Here is a 21,984-nt window from a genome sequence, read left to right as displayed (position 1 = left end):
TGTTTCCTCCTAGTTAGTTCTTTAAATTTACAGACCGTTCAAAATCTTACAAACATTATATCCTAGTCCGAACAGGTAAAACAAGATACATTCTTCCTTAAATAGGAAAATCGGATTACTTTGGGTATGTATTTTTAATCATTTTTTAAGGCTCAGGTTGTTATAGCTAACATAAAAAGAAAAATTGATGTTTCCACTTCATCTTTCCTTCTTAACGATAGGAGTTAAGATTACTTGAATTAAGAGGTAAAAATATGGGTTACCTTAGTCTTCTTAATAAACCAATTAATAAATCTTTTTATGATGAGCAAATGACAAAGTCATCTCTAGGGGTGCTGTTCTAAAAGTGTCTATATTGAATTTCTTTATATTGTAGTAATTGAATGGTCAATTATTACTTATTGCTGGAATATGAATATTTAGTAAAGGAGGATCGATATGAATTTTAATGACAGAGAGCCCCCAAAAATGAATCTTTCTAAATTCGTAGATGAACTACCTATTCCACCAATTTTAAAACCTCGCTGGAAAGACCATTTTTATACTTATTTTGAAGTAACGATGACGGAGTTTAAGCAATCGCTCCATAGTGAATTAAATGACTCAACTGTTTGGGGGTATGAAGGAAGCTATCCTGGACCTACAATTAAAGTAGAGCAAGGTGAAATCGTGTTTATTAAATGGATCAATGATCTCCCAGACAAACACCTGTTTCCAATAGATTATACTGTTCATGGTGCTCATAAAGATGTCCCTGATGTAAGGACAGTTGTACATGTACATGGTGCATGTGTCGAACCTGAAAGCGATGGCTATCCTGAAGCTTGGTTTACAAAAGATTATAAACAAGTTGGTCGTTATTTTAGAAAGCAAGTATATCGATATGATAATTGTGATTGTGCATCTACGCTTTGGTACCATGATCATGCACTTGGTATTACAAGGCTTAATATTTATGCTGGTTTAGCAGGATTCTATCTAATTAGTGATCAGAACGAATGTTCATTAAATTTACCGAATGGGAAATATGATGTCCCGCTATTGATACAAGATAAAAGTTTTAATCACGATGGTTCACTTTATTATCCAGAACAACCAGATCAACCAATCAAAGAACTACAAACGTCAATTATCCCTGAATTTATTGGTGATACAGTAATCGTGAATGGTAAAGTTCATCCTTTTTTAAAAGTTGAACCAAGAAAATATCGATTTAGGTTATTAAACGGTTCTAACTCACGCTTTTTTCGATTTAAGCTTGATACTGGTCAACTTATGTATCAAATCGCAACTGAGGGTGGATTCATGCAGCATCCGATTGGAATAAATGAGCTCATGTTATCTCCAGCAGAACGGGCAGAGGTAATCATCGATTTTACAAATCTTGAAGGTAAGAAGATTATTATGCAGAATGATGCTCCTACTCCATTTCCATCTGGAAGACCTGTTGATGAAAATACGGGAACTGTGATGCAATTTCTAGTTACATTGCCACTGTCAAACGTGGATACGAGTATGATACCAGCTAATATGGTGACTATTCCAAAAATAAATGAACAGTCTGCTTCAATGAAGCGATACTTAACATTAGATCACAAGATGGATCAGTATGGACGAGAAATTATGTTATTGGATAATAAACATTGGGATGCCCCCATTACAGAAAATCCGAAATTGGGAACGACCGAAATATGGTATTTAATTAACTTAACGCCAGATGCTCATCCTATACATCTTCACTTAATTGATTTCCAAATCTTAGATCGTAGAAACTTTGATGTAGAAAAGTATAAAAAGGAAAGGATCATTTATTACACAGATCCTCCGACTCCGCCTAAGCCACAAGAATGTGGATGGAAGGATACTGTTCAAGCTAATCCAAATCAAGTAACTAGACTAATCATGAGGTTTGGGCCATTCACAGGCTTATATGTTTGGCACTGTCATATGTTGGAACACGAGGACTATGAAATGATGAGACCATTTATAGTGATTCAATAGGAGAATTCTGATTTGTGGATTAGTCCATACAATAATAAAAACCACTTACACCATCCAAATTAATCGGATTATTTGTAAGTGGTTTTGTTATGTTATTAATTACTTTGTAATGCTTCGTCTAATTTATTTATTAATATACCGATCGTTGTACGTTCAGCTTCTGAAAGTGGTACAAGCGGTAAACGAACTCCACCAACATCTAACCCTTTCATTTGTAAAGCTGTTTTGATTGGACCTGGACTTGGAGCCATGAAGAATCCTTCAAATAATGGTAATAGTTTACGGTGTAAGAATTGTGCTTTAGCCATATCTCCTGTGAAGAAGCTTTCAGCTAATTGCTGCATTTCATTTCCTAATACGTGTGAAGCAACTGAAACCGTTCCCTTTGAACCAATTGCAAATGCAGGAAGTGTTAAGCCATCGTCACCACAGTATAATTCAAAATCTTCAGGAGTACGGTCAATAATTTCTGTCATTATGCTTAAGTTACCAGTCGCATCTTTAATTGCAACTACATTCGGAATTTCTGCTAATCTTACAACTGTATCTACAGAAAGGCTAGCAACTGTTCTACCTGGTACATTATATAACATTACAGGCAGTTCAGTACTTTCAGCTGCCGCTTTAAAGTGTTGATATAGTCCTTCTTGGTTTGGTTTATTATAATAAGGTACAACTACCATTATTGCATCTACACCTAAAGCAGAAACCTTTTTCGTTAATTCAACTGTTTCACGAGTATTATTACTTCCTGTACCCGCGATTACAGGTACTCTTCCAGCTGCAGTTGAAACAACATGGCTAATTAATGCTAACTTTTCTTCAGATGTTAACGTTGGAGATTCTCCAGTTGTTCCACAAACTACGATTGAATCCGTACCATTCTCAATTAAGTAGTTCACAAGTTTTGTTGTTTTTGCGAAATCAATATTTCCTTTTGAATCAAAAGGTGTTACCATCGCTGTTGAAATTTTACCAAATCTACTCATTGTTCCACTCCGATCAAATATTAATCCATTTTAACTGAACTAAGTTCAAATGCATCATGAAGTGCAGTAACTGCTTCGACCATATCTTCATTTTTGACAAGCACCCAAATAGTTGTATGACTGTCAGCTGATTGTAAAATTTGAATCCCTTTCTCAGCTAATGCAGTTACAATTTTTGATGTTACGCCAGGTACTCCTGCAATTGCCGCTCCAACTATTGATACTTTTGCACATCCTGTAGTGTATGAAGGCTCATATCCAATTCCTTTTAATACATCAATCGCTTTTGAAGCAACTTCATCACTTACAGTGTATACTACACCATTAGGTGAGATATTAATAAAGTCTACACTTATACCTTTATTTGCCATTGCTTTAAATACTTGAGAATGTAAATCAAAAGTATGTTCCTTTGAAGTTACTCTAATTTGCGTTACATTCGGTACATGTGCGATTCCTGTAATTAAACGATCATGAATATTTTCACCAATAATTCGTTGTGTAGGATTCGATGTTACTAGTGTACCTAAACTATTTGAATATGTTGAACGAATTCGAATAGGTACCTTCCCTTGCATCGCGATTTCAACAGCCCTAGGATGAATTACTTTAGCTCCTTGATATGCCATATTACAAATTTCTGCATAAGTAACAACTGATAAAGGTCTTGCTTCTTTTACAATCCTTGGATCTGCTGTCATTACGCCTTCAACGTCAGTGAAAATTTCGATTGTTTCTGCCCCAACAGCAACCCCAAGTGCAGAAGCAGAAGTATCACTTCCACCTCTTCCTAATGTCGTGATATCACCATTAGATGTTGATCCTTGGAATCCTGCGACTACTACAACATCAAAGTTTTCTAGCTCTTTAATTAGGCGGCCACATTTCATATCAAGAATTTTTGCATTTCCAAACTCATCATTTGTTCGGAAACCTGCAGATGCACCTGTCATTGCCATAGCATGAATACCGTTTTCATTCAATAAATTTGAAAAAACAATTGATGAAATTGTTTCACCACATGACATTAATAAATCAAGTTCTCTTTGTGTAACCTTACTTTTTTTTGCGCCAACTAAATTTAATAGTGTATCTGTTGCATATGGTTCACCTTTTCGTCCCATAGCAGAAACAACTACTACTAATTTATATCCTTTTTCTAATGCTTCTTTTATATGCTTAAGTGCGTGCTTTCTTCCATTTTCGTCACGTACTGAAGTCCCTCCAAATTTTTGGACTAATATTTTCATTCTTGCACCTCTCTAGCAGTTTTCACTAAATGATGCTCAACTCAATTAATCTTTCAGCAATTTGCACTGAATTCCAAGCAGCACCTTTTAATAGATTATCTGAAACGATCCATAAATGGAATCCAAATGGATTATCTAGGTCTTTACGGATACGTCCTACAAATACTTCATTACTTCCAATACTGTAAAATGGCATTGGATATAGTTGTTGTTCTGGATCATCTTGTAAAACGATTCCAGGTGCATCACTTAAAAGTGATTTAAGTTCAGCTACCGATACTTCCTTATCAACTTCAATGTAAACTGACTCTGAGTGTCCAGAAATTACAGGAAGTCTTACACATGTTGCGCTAATTTGTAATTCAGGTAAATGCATGATTTTTTTCGTTTCATTAATCATTTTCATTTCTTCATAAGTATATCCATTCTCAGTAAATACATCGATTTGTGGAATTGCGTTAAAAGCAATTTGATAATGTTTCTCACCACTTTTTACCGGTAATACTGATGGAGTTGCTACTTCACCATCTAAGAATGCTTGCGCTTGTTCCTTTAATGCTTCAATTGCTGTAACTCCAGCACCAGAAACGGCTTGGTAAGTTGAAACTACTACTTTATTTAAACCAATTGATTGACGAATTGGTTCTAGAGCAACAACCATTTGGATTGTTGAACAGTTAGGATTTGCAATAATACCTTTATGATTAAATAAATCTTTGTCATTTACTTCAGGTACAACTAAAGGTACATCTTCAGCCATTCTAAATGCACTAGTGTTATCTACTACTACTGCCCCTCTTTTAACTGCTTCAGGAGCTAGATCTTTTGATACTGAGCCACCAGCACTAAATAAAGCAATATCAACACCTTCAAAAGCTTCAGGAGTAGCTTCTTGTACGATTACTTCTTCACCTTTATAAGTTAATTTTGTTCCTGCAGAACGTTTTGAAGATAAATATTTAATTTCTTTTACAGGAAAATTTCTTTTCTCCAATGTTGCAATCATTTGTTGTCCAACTGCTCCAGTTGCACCTACTACAGCTACTACATAACTTTGTTTATTCCCCACTTTTTTTGCACCATCCCTGTTTTCACTTTTATTAAATAGTTTACGTCAAATGAAGTTTATATTCAAAGGTTTTCGCTTGAATAATTGATTTCATAGTAACGAGTATGTATCCTAATGACACATACTCAATTTTCTTCATTCTAACATAGAAAAAATAATTCAGTCCTATTTTTTCTAAAATATTTATTGGAGATCGCGATATTTTTCAACTAAAACAGGTTGAAGTTGTTTTCCTTCAATAGAAGATTTCACTGTATCAAGCAATGAATCCATTCTTGCCACTAATGAATTCGGTTTTTTTACTGGATCATCTTGACCAAAGGGAATAAAATAGATATTTTTTGTACTCATTAAACGCATTAAATTATGACTTAGAGGATAATACCGATCTAAACGGAATATCATTGGTTTGGGACAGTAAAAAATTGACTTTAAAAGGAGCTGATTAAAGGATTTAAAAGGGGATTGAAACAAAAAATTAAACTTAGTAAAATAATTTTTTATGATTTCACCCTAATGATTGTAATGAACGATATATTTAGCGTAAACATAATCAAGTTGTTTTTTAATGCAAGTATTATAAAAGGTTTGTTTATAATCCGAATATAGAACCTTTAAAAACCGATCTCTAATTGATTTAATCGTCAAATTATGAAACCGTAAATAGGTTTCAGTCCAAAATACCATATTGTTTGAAAAAGTTTCATCGTCGATTTCAAAAAATGTCCGTACAGCTCGAACACCAATATTCCCCATTAAAACAGTAACATCTTCCACGTCAACATTTGCATCTAGTTCAAAAATAATAATCTCATAGTCGTTTCTAGGTCTATTATTTGCACCCTTTAGTGAATAACCTATTAATTCACCATTTGTAAGATTAAAAGCAACTACACCTTTAGCATAATCTAAAGCCCAGTTATTATAAGCTAGTTCTAAGACATCTTTTATTCTTACATTTAAAATTAAATGATCAGCAAGTTTACGTTCAATCAATTTTTCTTTTGAAATAAATTGTTTTTTTAAATGATATTCGATAATAACCAACATTCCTCTCTATGATGAATATTTAGAATCACTATCACTATAATTACGATCGTTATGTAAAAAAAATGACAGATTTTTGAGTAATCTGTCTCAGAATTTTTCTGGAATACATGAATCATCTTGATCATGGTCATTATTATATCTGCAGATAAATTGATTGCATATTCAATTTTTTACCGTTGTAAAAGTACAAAAAATTGTTACCCTAAGCAATTTAGACACTTGGAATATTAGCTAATTCTTCATTGATCAAGATAACAAATAAAAAAGCACCCCTTTTTAGGTGCTTACTAAATTCATCTTACTGATCATCTTTCTTATACAATTCTTCTTTAACAATCTTCCAGCCAATCGTATGAATTTCTTCAATAATTTTCTTTCTATTTTCTTCTGAAACATCATTTGGCGCAATTATATTTACTTTTGTTTTTCCAAATTGATAGGTAGCAGTAAATTCTGTTTGTTTACTCAGTATCACCACCCCCATAATTCATTGTATGTTTAGTTTTCTGACGGACTAACCAACCTTTTGTTGCCGATTGATTCAAAAATTAATTAATTCCTTAATTAGACATATATATAGTCTATGAGGTGATTAAATGGAACGAGTTGCATTGTACTTGCGTAAAAGTCGTGCAGATTTAGATGCAGAGGCTAGAGGTGAAGGTGAGACCTTATCAAAGCACAAGGAGCAGCTTTTAAAATTCGCTAAGGAACATAATTTAAATATAATTTGTATCCGACAGGAAATTGCATCTGGTGAATCGCTTGTTTACCGGACAGAAATGTTAAAGCTTTTACAAGAAGTTGAAGAATTTAAATATGATGGCGTGTTAGTAATGGATATGGACCGTCTGGGACGCGGTAATATGAAGGAGCAGGGCATTATTTTAGAAACGTTTAAATCGTCTAGAACAAAAATTATAACACCAAGGAAGACCTATGACCTTCATGATGAGTTTGATGAGGAATATAGTGAGTTTGAGGCATTTATGGCGCGAAAAGAATTAAAAATAATTACTCGAAGGCTTCAACGAGGTCGAGTTTTATCAGTCCAAAGAGGTAATTATTTAGGAACCTTTGCACCTTATGGATATGAGATTTATGAAACGAGGGAATTCCGCTCTTTACGTATTAATAGCAATCAGGCAAAGGTAGTAAAAAGTATCTTTGAATGGTATACAAAGGATTTGATTGGTGCAAATGAAATTGCTAACCGTTTAAATCAAATGAATATCCCTTCCTATACTGGGAAAAAGTGGAGTTACCATTCCATTTTGGAAATGATAAAAAATCCTATTTATATCGGTAAGGTAACTTGGAATAAAAAATCAAGTAAAGGTAAAAGAAAACCAAAATCTGACTGGTTAATTGTTGATGGAAAGCATGAAGCAATCATTGATCTTGCTATATACAACTCAGCACAAGATATTTTAAATAGTCGATACCATGCCCCTTATAATAGTAAATTAAGTAATCAGCTAGCTGGAATAATGTTTTGCAGTAAATGTGGATCAAAATTACAGCAGCGTTATCCAAAAGGCAAGCCTAGACAAATTGTGTGTACAAATAACCGTTGTAACACTCGCTCTTCCTATACTCATTTAATTGAAGAGAAACTCTTACAAGGTTTAGAAATTTGGTTAAAAGAATACAAAATAAGTTTTACGAATCAACCCGACGAGGAAGATTTTGAAGTAATTAATTTAAAAAAACAGGCACTTAAACAAATCGAAAATGATTTAAATGAAGTAGTAAAACAAAAAAATAATTTATTTAATTTACTAGAACGCGGTGTTTATGATGAATCGATTTACAATGAACGTTCTGAAATCCTCACTAATCGACTAAAAGAACTTTCAAATAGTAAGACGTTAATTTTGGATGAACTAGCTAAATATCACAATAGAGATTTGCTAAACGAAAAATTTATTCCAACTTTTGAAAAAGTGTTAGATTTATATTACAAAACAACTGATATAGAACTTAAAAATCGTCTCCTTAAATCTGTTTTATTTAAAGTGGAGTATCAAAAAGAGCCACATCAAAAACTTGATGATTTTACACTTATACTTTACCCAAAGCTCCCCAGGTGATCTTGTTAACTGATTTGGTATTACCATCTAAGTCACATTAAATTAGTTCCATTTAAACCTAAAGCATCGTTTGTAGAAATACCTAAAACAACAGGTTTTCCATTTCTTAATGTAGCCTTAGCTGCCATTAATACAGGGCTATCAGTTTGAGCATTAGCAAACTTACTCATTGAATTTCCTGTTAACGGTGCAATTACCATACAATCTAATTGTACTTTTGGACCAAATGGTTCTGCTCCAACAATTGAATCAACTGTTTTACGCCCTGTAATTTCTTCTATTTTTTCGATCCAGTCTTCTCCTACTCCAAACCTGGTTGTTGTGCTTTTTACAGTAAATGTAACAACAGGGTATACGTCAGCTCCATCATCTACTAACTTTTGAATTTGTGGTACTACCTCTTCATAAGTACAATGTGATCCTGTAATACCAAATCCAATTTTCTTACCTTTCAGCGTCATTTTTGTTGCTCCTTTCTTTTATCTAAATCTTCCTTTAATAGCTGTGTTAGTACGTTTCCAATTATTTGACCTGCTGTTTTAGGAGCAACGATTCCTGGTAAACCTGGTGCTAGTAATGCCTTAATGCCTCTTTTTTCAGCATAACGAAAATCTGTTCCTCCAGGTTTAGAAGCTAAATCAATGATTAATGAATGAGATTGTAATTTTGAAATGACACTTGCTGTCACGATTTGAACTGGAACTGTATTAATTACAACATCTACATCCTTTAAGGCCTCTTCAATATTCTTAAATTCAAAAGCTTCTAAGCCCATTTCAACAATTCTAGCAATATGTTCTGATTTACGAGCCCCTACTTTTACTTTTGCACCCAAATTATGAAAAGTCCTCGCGACACTCATTCCTGTACGACCTAAACCTAATACGGCTACTTTCGAGTTATGAATTGTATATTCCGTATGTTGAATAACCATCATGATCGTACCTTCAACAGTTGGAATACTATTATAAATAGCTACATCGTCTCGTTCAAATAATTTTACTAACTTTCGATTTGAAGCTGTAACTATACTATCTAAGTAAGAGTTACTTATTCCAGAGTAAATCGTACAATGTGAAGGAGTACTATCCAAAATTTCTTTTGTCAGCACGACTTTCTCATTTGAAAAAATTGTATCGACAACTCCTTCAATATTCGTACCTGGTACAGGTAGAAGGATTGCATCTAGATCTTCAAAATTTGCATCTGCCATTAATTCTTTTGATGCACTGGTAAATCCACTATCTAATTGCTCAAAGCCTATTAAAGTTACCTTTGCGTCTAACTCAGTTAACTTCCGAATAACTTCCAGCTGTCTGGCGTCCCCACCAATAACAGCAATATGCAAGCCAGTTAACATGCAGCATTCACCTTCTTTACTTCACTATGGTAAATGGAAATTAATCTCTGTAAGCAGGACTACCGCCTAACATCTTTCTCCTAAATATCTTATGAACATTCCATTGTATTGGTGAAGATTCTTTCTAAAATTAAGGAGCAGTAATGAAAAACTGTTTAAATCTGAGGATTTCTATTCTTGGTTATTTTGAAAAATAAAAAAGAGGACCCTATAAGGGACCTCTAATTGATCAACTTATTGTTTAATATTTGTTGGAATTACTCCATCAGGACTTACTAATGAAACTGCATAGTCGTCAGTAAAAACAAACTTCGCAATATCATTTACCTTATCAATTGTTACAGCATCTATTAGTTGAATTACTTCATCTAAGGTACGGTGATTGCCTAGCATTAATTCATTTTTACCATTTCGGCTCATTCTGCTATTTGTACTTTCTAATCCTAACATCAAATTACCTTTTAATTGCTCTTTACAATTATTTAATTCTTTTTCTGTTATTCCATCTGCATTTAATACTCTTAAAGTTTCTTGGATTGTTTCAAATAATTGATTTAGTTGGCTTTTTCCAGTACCTGCATAAATTGCAACTGTACCGCTATCTTGGTATGCAGAGTGATATGAGAAAACTGAATATGCAAGTCCTTTTTGCTCACGAACATCTTGGAATAAACGACTACTCATACTGCCACCAAGTATATTATTTAAGGCAATTAATGGATATAAATCACTATGTCCAAGTTCAAGGCCTCTATAGCCAACACAAAGATGTGCTTGCTCTGTTTCTTTTTTACGAGCAATTTGTCCATAATGTATTGTAGGGATCCCAAAGTTAATATCTTTCTTTTTCCCCTCATAATTTCCAAATAAATCTTCAACACGTTTAATAAAGGATTCATCAATATTACCCGCAATTGAAATAACTACTTGATCCGGAGTGTAAAAATCCTTCATGTACTGACGTAAAGTATCGCCGTTAAAAGATTTTAAAGTTTCTTCTGTACCTAAAATTGGATAACCTAATGGATGAGTTTCATACATAACTTTACTTAATAAATCATGAACTAAATCATCTGGTGTATCATCATACATTTTGATTTCTTCAAGAACTACATTTTTTTCTTTTTCTAATTCACCTTCATCAAAAGTTGAATTAAAAAACATATCTCCTAACACTTCTAACGCGTAATCCGCATGAGTATCTAACACTTTAGCGTAATAACAAGTATATTCTTTTGAAGTAAATGCATTTACTTGTCCACCTATTGAATCGAAACTTTCAGCAATTTCTTTCGCATTTCGTGTTTTTGTACCTTTAAAGAACATATGCTCAAGAAAATGTGAAACACCATTTAGTTCTGACGTTTCATTGTTTGATCCTGTTTTAATCCAGACTCCAAGTGCAACTGAACGAACAGTTGAAATATTTTCAATTACTACTCTAACTCCATTTTTGCATTTATGTCGTACAATCATGTAATGCCTCCTATGTATACACCATCTATTTACACTTTTGTAATAAGATTGAAAAATTTAACTATATTTTACAATCATCTTAACAAAGCTGAAAGTAATTGTCATTTGTTTTCAACTTTTTTAATTGTATCGTACCGTTTTTCATCTAATAAAGTTGAAATATTTACAACTTTTCGACCTGATGCCTCTATTTTTGTAATTAGTTCATCAAGTGCCTCAGCTGTCGGTTTCGTTGGATGCATAAGAACGATTGTACCATTGTCTACTTTTTTCATAACACGATTAATAATGACTTCTCTTGGCGGTTTTTGCCAATCAATCGTATCTGCTGTCCACATAATTGTTTTTAAGCCTAAACTTGAAGCGATTTTAACTACCTCATCACGATAACTACCGCTTGGAGGGGCAAACCATACAACTTTTTGATCAGTTGTAGCTAGTATGACTGAATTTGTTTGGGTTATTTCATTTCTTATTTGTTGACTACCTAATCTTGCCATATCGGGATGTGTATAAGAATGGTTCCCAACTTCTTGACCTGCAGCAGTGATTAGTTGAGCGACAGTTGGATTATTTTTTACCCATCTACCCTCAAGAAAGAAAGTTGCGTTTGCATTGTGCTTCTTTAATACTTCTAACATTTTCGGAATATATTCATTTCCCCATGCAACATTGATTGTAAATGCTACCATTGGTTTTTCAGGATTCCCTTTATACACTGGTGATGGTGGTAAATCCTTTAAATGAACTTTTGGAGAAACTTCTTTAAATACTAGTTTATTCTCATCAAACTTACCTTTTGCCTTCATTTTCTTATATGACGCATTAACATCGACTGTTAAACCGTTATAGCCGGGTATTGCTTTCCAAACCGAGTCCACATAGGCATCTTTTGGAGGTATCTCGAAAGTTGGCGCTTTTGATTTGATTTCATCAAATAACCCATTTGTTTTTGCTGTTACAAATGACGATTTTGAAGTTAAGTTCCTCACGTATTGATTAGTATATTGATTTCTAACTACTAAAATTGCTAGAAATAATGACATAACGAATGCTAAGACTTTTAACCGACTTCTACTCATTTCCTAAACGCCCTCCTACTAGAAGGAATATGATATTTTTTAATAAAATAGAACAAGCTTTCTACAACTTATGTAAGACTAAATTAGCAATAACTAATTTATCTGGTAATTTCTAGTTCTACTTTTCTTATTGTAACCAAAAAAATTTTAGGCACACATGAAATTCTGGAAAATTAAAAGAAGAGGAGTGAAAGTAAAAAAAAAAAAACAACAGGCTCATTTTGATGTGCCTGTTGTTTTTATTTGGTTAAGGAAGAGCTACGCCTTCCGATTTTCGTGATGTCTAGCTCCAGGCGTTTAGCGAACGCCTTCCGCTTTTCTAGTTTTGCTCAGCTTTTTCTTTTTGTTCTTTTAATACAGCTTTGCGAGATAAGTTTACTCGTCCTTGTTTGTCGATTTCAGTTACTTTTACTAGGATTTCGTCCCCAAGTGAAACTACGTCTTCAACTTTTGCAATGCGTTCTTCTGCAAGTTCAGAAATATGGACTAATCCATCTTTACCTGCAAAGATTTCAACGAATGCGCCGAATTTTTCAATTCGTTTTACTTTACCCATGTATAATTGACCTACTTCTACTTCACGAACAAGGTCTTCAATAATTTGTTTAGCACGTTCATTCATAGGTTGGTCTACAGATGAAATAAATACTGTTCCATCTTGTTCGATGTCAATTTTTACGCCAGTTTCTTCAATAATTTTATTGATTTGTTTTCCACCTGGTCCAATAACATCTTTAATTTTATCTGGGTTAATTGTCATCATTAAGATTTTTGGAGCAAACTCAGATAATGCTGTTCTTGGTTCGCTTATTGTAGCAAGCATCGAATCAAGAATTTGCATACGACCAATTTTTGCTTGCTCTAATGCTTCTTTTAAGATTTGTTCTGATAAACCTTCAATTTTAATGTCCATTTGAAGTGCAGTTACACCTTTAGCTGTTCCTGCTACTTTAAAGTCCATATCTCCTAAATGATCTTCCATACCTTGAATATCAGTAAGAACTGAATAATGTTCACCAGATTTAATTAATCCCATTGCAATACCAGCAACTGGTGCTTTAATTGGTACACCAGCATCCATCATTGCAAGAGTACTTGCGCAAATACTTGCTTGTGAAGTTGAACCATTTGATTCAAGTACTTCTGATACAAGTCGGATTGTGTATGGGAAATCCTTTTGATCTGGAATACTTGGCTCAAGTGCTCTTTCACCTAATGCTCCATGTCCAATTTCACGGCGACCTGGTCCACGAATTGGTCCTGTTTCACCAACACTAAATTGTGGGAAATTATAATGATGCATAAAACGTTTTGATTCTTCTATGCCTAATCCATCAAGAATTTGCACATCACCTAGAGCCCCTAGTGTACAAATGCTTAACGCTTGAGTTTGTCCACGAGTGAACAAGCCAGAACCATGTGTACGAGGTAGTAAACCAACTTGTGATGATAATGGACGGATTTCATCTAATTTTCTTCCATCAGGACGAACTTTTTCAACCGTAATTAAACGACGCACTTCTTCTTTCACTAGCATTGAAAGAATTTCTTTAACTTGTCCAATGATCTCTTCGTCTGCTTCATTTTCTTCAAAGTGAAGAACAACACGTTCTTTTACTTCATTGATTGCAGCTTCACGAGCATGTTTTTCATGAACTTGAATTGCTGCATTTAATTCTGTTTCACAAATTTCACGAATTTGTTTTTCTAATTCAGCATCAAGTTCATGAAGCTGAATTTCTATTTTTTCTTTTCCAATTTGAGCTACAATTTCTTCTTGGAATGCAATTAATTTTTTAATTTCTTCATGACCAAACATAATTGCTTCAAGCATTACTTCTTCTGGCACTTCATTAGCTCCAGCTTCAACCATGTTAATTGCATCTTTCGTACCAGCAACTGTTAAATGAATGTCACTGTTTTCAGCTTGCTCAACTGTTGGATTAATAATAAATTCGCCGTTTATACGACCAACTACAACCCCAGCAATAGGTCCGTTAAAAGGAATGTCAGATACGCATAGTGCTAATGAACTACCAAACATAGCAGCCATTTCTGATGAACAATCTTGATCAACACTCATTACCATGCTGATTACTTGTACTTCATTACGGAATCCATCTGCAAATAATGGTCGAATTGGGCGGTCAATTAGTCGACTCGCTAATATTGCTTTTTCACTTGGTCTACCTTCACGTTTAATAAATCCACCAGGAATTTTACCTACTGCATATAAACGCTCTTCGTAGTTTACTGTTAATGGGAAAAAGCTAACTTTTTTAGGTTCTTTTGATGCAGTTGCTGTTGCTAATACGACAGTATCTTCGTATCTTACTAAAACTGCTCCATTTGCTTGCTTTGCTAATTGTCCTACTTCAACAGTAAGAGTTTTACCAGCAAGTTCCGTGGAAAAAACGTGCTTTTGTTGTTCCATATGGTATAAATACCCCTCTCTAATTTACAATTCAAAGTCTAAACTATTATGTAAAAAAATCGTATATTCTCTATTATCTCCTATGTTTAGTAAAGAAATCAACTAACGAGAAAAAGAGAATAAATATTTATAAATTTAAAATTCAATTGATCAGTAATTTCAAATCGATATGTATAAGAAAAAGCGGGAAGAATCCCGCTTTTTCTTAAAGTATCAAATTAATACTCGAATTAACGACGTAAACCTAATTTGTTAATTAATTCACGGTAACGAGTAATGTCTTTGTTACGTAAGTAGTTAAGTAAGTTACGACGCTTACCAACCATTTTTAATAAACCACGACGAGAGTGGTGATCTTTTTTGTGAGTACGTAAGTGCCCATTTAAAGAGTTAATGTTTTCAGTTAAAACTGCAATTTGAACTTCTGGAGAACCAGTATCGTTCGCATGAGTTTTGTAAGTGCTGATAATTTCGTTTTTGCGTTCTTGAGTTAATGCCATGTTTTTTCACCTCATAATAATATTGTTGAACACCTATCACCTAGCAGTCGTCGGTGAATCGATTTGCCAAGCAACGGTTTTTCAAGTACTTTAATAATATTACATTGTTTTAATTATAAAAGCAAGTATTCTAAATTAGTTATTCTCGAAAATAACTTTTTACTGTTTCACGATCTTTTTGTAATTGATCAATTAATTCATTTATACCATTAAACTTCTTTTCATCACGTATTCTAGCATACCAAAAAATTTCAACTTCTTTTCCGTATATATCTTCATTAAACTCAAAAATATTTACTTCAATTGTTTGTTTTTGGAACTCATGATAGAAAGTTGGTTTGTATCCAATATTACACATACCTTCATATATTTCACCGTTAACAATACATTTTACAGCATAAACACCTACTGATGGTAATGCATACGGAATGGAAACAGAAATATTAGCTGTTGGAAATCCAATTGTTCGGCCACGTTTGTCACCATCTACAACGATCCCTTTAATTTGATACTGTCTGCCAAGTAAGTGGGTAGCTTCTTCCATTTCACCAGCTTTTATCGCTTCTCTAATTCGTGTTGAACTTACTTTCTCATCGTCTAAAACGAATTTTGAAACTGTTGATTGAGTAAATTCACCTCTAGAATGAAATGGTAAAGATTCCATATTCCCTTTACCATATTTTCCAAATGAAAAATCAAATCCAGCAACAACATGTTTTGCATTTAAAGCAATAATGTATTGATCGACAAATTCTTGTGGTAGTAGTGCCGCAAATTCCTCTGAAAATTCAACGACAAATAATTGGTCTACACAAAGTTTCTCCATCCACTTCACTTTTAGCTCCAAAGGTGTCAAATAAGAAATCGCATCATCGCGATTTCCGAGAATTGCAGATGGATGTGGATCGAATGTCATCACTGATAATAATAATCCTTTTTCATCCGCAATTTCTTTGGCAGCTTTTATGACTTGTTGATGACCTTTATGTACTCCATCAAAAAAGCCAAGTGCTAAGACCGTTTCTTTACAATCTTCTTTTTTTATTGAATGAGGATGGGTGATTTTTATTATTTTTGTCATATTTATCACCTTTTCTATAATCAAGTCTCTTTTCCCATTATAGAACAATGAATAAAATTTATATAGTTTTTTCTATTGGTTATGAAATACTCTTGTCGGTTTAATTACTTTATTATCTTTAGGATTTGGGGTGTACATTGCAATAATTCTGTTATTTTCGTTGTAGACTGCAATATATTCTCCTTCTTTACAATTCATCGTATTAGGAAAAAATCCACCATTAAATACTCTAACCTCTTCTTTTTCATTCACATTTAGTCGAGGGTACTCATTAAGAGCTTGCTCCATCGATAACATTACACGATCTAAAGTAAAATCATTAGCATTTTCTTCTAATTCAGCAAATGTAACACAATCATCAATCGTAAATGCGCCAGCTTTTGTTCTAGTTAAATAAGACATATGAGCCGGGAACCCTAAAAGTTCACCAATTTGAACAGCTAAAGTTCTAATATATGTACCTTTACTACAAAAAACTTCAAATTTAAAAGAAATTGTATCCCCTTCGAATACTTCTCGATCATCAAGTAAAATGATTTCAAATATTGTAACCGTTCTAGTTGGACGTTCTACTTCGATTCCAGCCCTCGCGTATTCATATAGTTTTTTGCCATTTACTTTAACAGCAGAGTACATAGGTGGAGTTTGACTAATATCTCCTGTTAATTGATTTAGTACATTTAAAATCTCTTCACGAGTAATAACTCGATCAACCTTCTTTTGCTCAATCATTTCACCATGAGCATCCTCAGTAGTTGTAGAAAATCCTAAAGTAATTTCTCCAATATATTTTTTCCGATCATCGGTTAAATATGGTATTAGCTTTGTAGCTTCACCTACACATATCGGCAAGACGCCCGTTACTTCTGGATCAAGGGTTCCTGTATGACCGACTTTTTTTGTCTTTAAAATCTTTCTTATTTTAAAGACGCAGTCATGAGAGGTAAGACCCGCTGGTTTATTTAGTGCAATTACACCATTCATCTTATCACCTATCGTTTATTTTTTAGCATGATGAAAAATGGATAGACGAATCTCTCGCCTATCCATTCATTATCAGTTATTCTCTTTATTAATTTGAGTTAGCAATGTCTCAATTCGATTACCATAATCGACTGATTCATCAAATTCAAAAATTAATTCTGGTGTCTTACGTAAACGAATACGTTGACCAATTTCAGAACGAATAAATCCTTTTGCTTTCGCTAATCCAATTAATGTATTTTGACGTTGTTCATCGTCACCTAATACTGAAATATAGACTTTAGCTTGTTGAAGGTCACCAGTTACTTGAACATCAGTAACTGTTACAAAGCCGATTCTTGGATCTTTAATTTTTCTACCAATAATCTCACCAAGTTCTTTCTTCATTTGTTCCCCAACACGATGTGCTCTTACTTTCATACTTTCACCTCAATCTTACAAAGCAAAACAATCCGTGCTTCATACAATTAGTTTAACTAATTGTATAAATAATTATTTATTATGCTAAACTTATTCATTTGTGATAAGTCCATTATTTATTTCCAGTTTTTAAATCATCTTATAAAAGAAGGAAATATGATGTCTAGTTCCAGCGAGTCGCCCCTCGAGGTCACAGACCAATGACCAATAAAGGTTGGTTTTTAACCTTTACTGTTCTTGTTCTTATGCTTGTCGGGGCTGAACAAACGCCTTCCACTTTTCGTTATTATTTACGTTTAATTTCTTCCATTACGTAAGCTTCGATTACGTCGCCTTCTTTAATATCATTGTATTTCTCGATCGTAATACCACATTCGTAGTTTGTTGCTACTTCTTTAACGTCATCTTTGAAACGTTTTAATGTGTCTAATTGACCTTCGAATACAACAATACCGTCACGAATTAAACGAACACCGCTGTCACGAGTGATTTTTCCATCAGTTACATAACATCCAGCAATTGTACCAACTTTTGATACTTTGAATACTTGACGAACTTCTGCTTGACCGATTACTTTTTCTTCAAATTCAGGGTCTAACATACCTTTCATCGCAGATTCAATTTCTTCAATTGCTTTGTAAATAATACGGTGTAATCGAATATCTACATTTTCTAAATCTGCAGTACGTTTTGCATTTACATCAGGACGTACGTTGAAACCAATAATAATCGCATTAGATGCAGAAGCTAAAATTACGTCAGACTCAGTAATTGCACCAGCGCCTGTGTGGATGATTTTAACTTTTACGCCTTCTACTTCAATTTTTTGTAATGAAGCAGCCATCGCTTCAACAGAACCTTGAACGTCTGCTTTTACAATTAGATTAATTTCTTTTACATTACCTTCTTGAATTTGAGCAAATAAATCTTCAAGAGATAATTTTGAGCTTTCGTTACGTTGTTGAAGAACTGCTTTTGAAGCACGTGCTTCACCAACTTGACGTGCGCGTTTCTCATCAGCAAATACCATGAAGCGGTCACCAGCTTGAGGCACTTCATTTAAACCAGTAATTTCAACTGGAGTAGATGGGCCAACCTCTTTAATTCGACGACCTAAGTCATTTACCATTGCACGTACACGACCAAATGAAGTACCAACTACGATTGGATCTCCAACTTTTAATGTACCGTTTTGAACTAATAAAGTTGCAACTGCACCTTTACCTTTATCTAATTCAGCTTCAATTACAGTACCTAGTGCTTTACGTGTAGGGTTAGCTTTATATTCTTCTACTTCACTAACTAAAAGAATCATTTCAAGTAACTGATCAACACCATTACCGTTTAATGCTGAAATAGGAACAAAGATTGTGTCTCCACCCCATGCTTCTGATACAATACCGTGTTCAGTTAATTCCTGCATTACACGATCTGGGTTTGCAGATTCTTTATCCATTTTATTCACAGCTATAATAATAGGTACTTCTGCTGCTTTTGCGTGATTGATTGCTTCTACTGTTTGAGGCATAACACCGTCATCTGCTGCTACAACGATAATTGTAATATCAGTAACTTGTGCTCCACGTGCACGCATTGTAGTAAATGCGGCATGACCAGGCGTATCCAAGAACGTAATTTTCTTTCCTTCGATTTCTACTTGGTAAGCACCGATATGTTGTGTAATTCCACCTGCTTCTCCAGCAGTTACTTTTGATTTACGAATATAGTCAAGTAAAGTTGTTTTACCGTGGTCAACGTGACCCATAATCGTTACAACTGGTGGACGTTCTTGTAGATTAGCTTCATCATCAGCTTCATCAATAAAGCTTTCGAAGTCATTTTCATCGACAATAACTTCCTCTTCAACTTCAACTCCGTAGTCACTTGCTAATAATTCAATTGTGTCTTTATCAAGGTCTTGGTTAATTGTCGCCATAATGCCTAACATAAATAATTTTTTAATTAATTCTGATGGTTCTTTACCTAATTTTTTTGCAAGCTCAGATACTTTTAATGAACCTGAGAAGATAATTTTATTTGAGGTGTTCTCGGTTGAGTTATTTTTATGATTCATATTTTGATTGCCTTTCTTTATCCCTGTCGTTTGTCGATCTTCAATTTGACTGCTTTGCTTTTGGCTATCAGTCTTTTTCTTTTTATTACTGTTCTTTTTGGATTTCTCTTTCGTATCTTCTAATTGGTAGTCTACTTCGTAATCAAGTTCATCACTAGCTTCTACATTAAATGCAGGAATTACCTTAAAAGAAGATTTGGACACAGCTTTTTGGGGTTGTTTTATCTCTACAGACTTTGGTTGAAAACTCTTATTTAATTTTTCAACAATATCTTCTGCAATTGTGGCCATATGATTCTTTACTTCGATTTTTAAATCCTTGAGTCTTTCAATAATTTCCTTACTTGAAACATTTTGCTTTTTAGCATACTCATAAATTCTAATTTTCGTCATACGTTCACCCCCAGATTAGTCCATTAATTTAATAATGTCTGAAGTTTTGTTGCAAATCCTGGATCAGTAATTGCAACGACCACTCGAGCGTCTTTCCCAATAGCGTGCCCTAATTCAAAGCGATTTTCAACATAACAAAGTGGAGTATTGTAAAAAGTTGTCTTGTCTTTTATTTTCTTCGCGGTTAAATCGGAAGCATCCTTTGACAAAATAACTAGTTTTGCTCTTTTTTGTTGGACTTCTTTTACAACTAACTCTTCGCCTGAAACCACTTTACGAGCTCTAGCTGCAAGTCCTAATAAAGACAATCCTTTGTTTGTCATGCTTTTTCCTTTTCAATATACGCTAAAAGTTCTTCATATAAACTAGCATCAATTTTAGCATTTAATTGCTGTTCTAAAGTATTTTTTTGCTGCGCTTGTTTTACAACTTCAACAGATTTTGTTAAGTAAGCTCCACGACCTGATTTTTTTCCACTTGGATCAATGGATACTTCTCCTTCTTTAGAACGAACAATTCTAATTAATTCTTTTTTTGGTTTCATTTCTTGTGTTACAACACACTTACGTAAAGGAATTTTTCGATTCATGAGTTTACTCACTCCTCATTAAAGTCGTCAGCGTAAGCATCGAAATCATCATTAGATACTGTTACTTCTTGCGCTGGTGATGTATAGTCAATACCAATTTTATCTGCATCAGACTGTGATTTAATATCAATTTTCCAACCAGTTAAACGCGCAGCTAATCTAGCATTTTGACCTCTTTTTCCAATTGCAAGAGATAATTGGTGATCTGGTACTACTACTGTAGTTGCTTTTTCTTCTTCATTTACTAAAACTCTAATAACTTGAGATGGACTTAATGCATTTGCAACAAATTCAACTGGATCTGAAGACCAACGTACAATATCAATTTTTTCACCTTTTAATTCATTAACAATTGATTGTACACGTTGACCTTTTTGACCTACACAAGCACCTACTGGATCTAAATCAGGGTTGCTTGTATAAACTGAAATCTTAGAACGGTCACCTGCTTCACGCGCTACTGAACGAATTTCTACAACACCATCATAAATTTCAGGTACTTCTGTTTCAAATAAACGCTTTAATAATCCAGGGTGAGTACGTGATACAAAAATTTGTGGACCTTTTGATGTTTTTTCAACTTTTGTAACAAATACTTTAATGCGATCATGGATTCTGTATTTCTCAGTTGGAATTTGTTCTGTTACAGGAAGTACTGCTTCAATTTTACCTAAGTTAACATAAATTGCGCGTGAATCGATACGTTGAACTGTACCTGTCATCATATCTTCTTGGCGGTCAATATATTCTGAATAAATTACACCGCGTTCTGCTTCACGGACTCTTTGTGTTACTACTTGTTTAGCAGTAGTTGCAGCAACTCGTCCAAAGTCTTTAGGTGTTACTTCTAATTCAATGATATCTCCTACCATAAAGTTTGGATTATGTTGTTGTGCTTCTTCAACTGTAATTTCTAAACGTGTATCAAACACATTGCTTACTATTTCTTTTCTTGCAAAAACACGAATTGAACCGTTATGTAGGTTAAAATCAACTCGAACATTTTGTGCTTGATTAAAATTACGTTTATATGCTGAAATTAAAGCTGCTTCAATTGCTTCAATTACTACATCTTTACTAATTCCTTTTTCTCTTTCAATTATTTCTAATGCTGTTAATAACTCCGAACTCATTAAAAG

The 21,984-nt window shown here is 33.9% G+C and carries 19 protein-coding genes and 2 pseudogenes; 2 read left to right on the top strand and 19 right to left on the bottom strand.

Annotated features, from left to right (window positions below):
* Window positions 1–468 precede the first annotated feature (468 nt).
* Window positions 469–2,001, top strand: a complete 1,533-nt coding sequence (locus ABEY15_RS00440; protein ID WP_429888215.1) for a multicopper oxidase family protein — start codon at window positions 469–471, stop codon at window positions 1,999–2,001.
* Between the two features lie 95 nt (window positions 2,002–2,096).
* Here the strand turns inward: ABEY15_RS00440 and dapA are convergent, their stop codons facing one another.
* The 6 genes and pseudogenes from dapA to ABEY15_RS00410 form a co-directional block, all read right to left on the bottom strand.
* The gene (gene dapA / locus ABEY15_RS00435) at window positions 2,097–2,990 is read right to left on the bottom strand and encodes a 4-hydroxy-tetrahydrodipicolinate synthase (RefSeq protein WP_429887725.1); all 894 of its coding nucleotides are present in this window, start codon (window positions 2,988–2,990) and stop codon (window positions 2,097–2,099) included.
* A 20-nt stretch (window positions 2,991–3,010) separates the two neighbouring features.
* Window positions 3,011–4,240: an aspartate kinase gene (dapG, locus tag ABEY15_RS00430; RefSeq protein ID WP_429887724.1), complete on the bottom strand. Its 1,230-nt coding sequence runs from the start codon at window positions 4,238–4,240 to the stop codon at window positions 3,011–3,013.
* Between the two features lie 25 nt (window positions 4,241–4,265).
* Window positions 4,266–5,309, bottom strand: coding sequence for an aspartate-semialdehyde dehydrogenase (gene asd / locus ABEY15_RS00425; protein WP_429887722.1), 1,044 nt, complete (start codon window positions 5,307–5,309; stop codon window positions 4,266–4,268).
* A 183-nt stretch (window positions 5,310–5,492) separates the two neighbouring features.
* A pseudogene (spoVFB, locus tag ABEY15_RS00420) lies at window positions 5,493–5,675 on the bottom strand (dipicolinate synthase subunit B); the annotation flags it as partial.
* 147 nt (window positions 5,676–5,822) lie between these two features.
* Window positions 5,823–6,356 (bottom strand): hypothetical protein, encoded by a 534-nt coding sequence (locus tag ABEY15_RS00415; protein ID WP_429887720.1) that lies wholly within the window; start codon window positions 6,354–6,356, stop codon window positions 5,823–5,825.
* Window positions 6,357–6,657: 301 nt separating this feature from the next.
* Entirely contained in the window at window positions 6,658–6,834 is a 177-nt protein-coding gene (locus ABEY15_RS00410; protein ID WP_429887718.1) for a cell division protein FtsZ, read from the bottom strand.
* A 121-nt stretch (window positions 6,835–6,955) separates the two neighbouring features.
* Here ABEY15_RS00410 and ABEY15_RS00405 point away from each other — a divergent pair, with 121 nt between their 5' ends.
* Window positions 6,956–8,452, top strand: a complete 1,497-nt coding sequence (locus tag ABEY15_RS00405) for a recombinase family protein (protein ID WP_429887716.1) — start codon at window positions 6,956–6,958, stop codon at window positions 8,450–8,452.
* A 35-nt stretch (window positions 8,453–8,487) separates the two neighbouring features.
* On the opposite strand, the pseudogene dpaB reads toward ABEY15_RS00405, so the two are convergent.
* The 13 genes and pseudogenes from dpaB to nusA form a co-directional block, all read right to left on the bottom strand.
* Window positions 8,488–8,913: pseudogene (gene dpaB / locus ABEY15_RS00400) on the bottom strand (dipicolinate synthase subunit B); the annotation flags it as partial.
* Entirely contained in the window at window positions 8,910–9,812 is a 903-nt protein-coding gene (gene dpaA, locus ABEY15_RS00395) for a dipicolinic acid synthetase subunit A (RefSeq protein WP_429887714.1), read from the bottom strand. The gene dpaA and the pseudogene dpaB, both read right to left, overlap by 4 nt.
* A gap of 234 nt (window positions 9,813–10,046) precedes the next feature.
* Window positions 10,047–11,288: a M16 family metallopeptidase gene (locus tag ABEY15_RS00390; protein WP_429887712.1), complete on the bottom strand. Its 1,242-nt coding sequence runs from the start codon at window positions 11,286–11,288 to the stop codon at window positions 10,047–10,049.
* Window positions 11,289–11,389: 101 nt separating this feature from the next.
* Window positions 11,390–12,370: a polysaccharide deacetylase family protein gene (locus ABEY15_RS00385; protein WP_429887711.1), complete on the bottom strand. Its 981-nt coding sequence runs from the start codon at window positions 12,368–12,370 to the stop codon at window positions 11,390–11,392.
* 319 nt (window positions 12,371–12,689) lie between these two features.
* A complete protein-coding gene (pnp, locus tag ABEY15_RS00380) occupies window positions 12,690–14,804 on the bottom strand; it encodes a polyribonucleotide nucleotidyltransferase (RefSeq protein ID WP_429887710.1) in 2,115 nt (704 codons plus the stop codon).
* Window positions 14,805–15,034: 230 nt separating this feature from the next.
* On the bottom strand, window positions 15,035–15,304 hold the full coding sequence (gene rpsO, locus ABEY15_RS00375) for a 30S ribosomal protein S15 (RefSeq protein WP_025568545.1): 270 nt from the start codon (window positions 15,302–15,304) through the stop codon (window positions 15,035–15,037).
* A 139-nt stretch (window positions 15,305–15,443) separates the two neighbouring features.
* Complete coding sequence (ribF, locus tag ABEY15_RS00370; RefSeq protein ID WP_429887708.1) at window positions 15,444–16,385, bottom strand: bifunctional riboflavin kinase/FAD synthetase; 942 nt, start codon at window positions 16,383–16,385, stop codon at window positions 15,444–15,446.
* A gap of 72 nt (window positions 16,386–16,457) precedes the next feature.
* A complete protein-coding gene (truB, locus tag ABEY15_RS00365) occupies window positions 16,458–17,369 on the bottom strand; it encodes a tRNA pseudouridine(55) synthase TruB (RefSeq protein WP_429887707.1) in 912 nt (303 codons plus the stop codon).
* Window positions 17,370–17,441: 72 nt separating this feature from the next.
* Complete coding sequence (gene rbfA, locus ABEY15_RS00360) at window positions 17,442–17,789, bottom strand: 30S ribosome-binding factor RbfA (RefSeq protein WP_025568543.1); 348 nt, start codon at window positions 17,787–17,789, stop codon at window positions 17,442–17,444.
* A gap of 286 nt (window positions 17,790–18,075) precedes the next feature.
* The gene (gene infB / locus ABEY15_RS00355) at window positions 18,076–20,256 is read right to left on the bottom strand and encodes a translation initiation factor IF-2 (RefSeq protein ID WP_429887705.1); all 2,181 of its coding nucleotides are present in this window, start codon (window positions 20,254–20,256) and stop codon (window positions 18,076–18,078) included.
* Between the two features lie 23 nt (window positions 20,257–20,279).
* On the bottom strand, window positions 20,280–20,579 hold the full coding sequence (locus ABEY15_RS00350) for a YlxQ family RNA-binding protein (RefSeq protein ID WP_429887703.1): 300 nt from the start codon (window positions 20,577–20,579) through the stop codon (window positions 20,280–20,282).
* Window positions 20,576–20,845, bottom strand: a complete 270-nt coding sequence (gene rnpM, locus ABEY15_RS00345) for an RNase P modulator RnpM (RefSeq protein ID WP_056470825.1) — start codon at window positions 20,843–20,845, stop codon at window positions 20,576–20,578. The genes ABEY15_RS00350 and rnpM overlap by 4 nt, the downstream gene beginning before the upstream one ends.
* Window positions 20,846–20,853: 8 nt before the next feature.
* On the bottom strand, window positions 20,854–21,978 hold the full coding sequence (nusA, locus tag ABEY15_RS00340) for a transcription termination factor NusA (RefSeq protein WP_056470828.1): 1,125 nt from the start codon (window positions 21,976–21,978) through the stop codon (window positions 20,854–20,856).
* Window positions 21,979–21,984: the final 6 nt, after the last annotated feature.

Origin of the sequence: Gottfriedia acidiceleris, from assembly GCF_050457485.1 — a bacterium.
GTDB lineage: Bacteria > Bacillota > Bacilli > Bacillales > Bacillaceae_G > Gottfriedia > Gottfriedia acidiceleris_D.
This window is presented reverse-complemented; position numbering and strand designations above follow the sequence as displayed.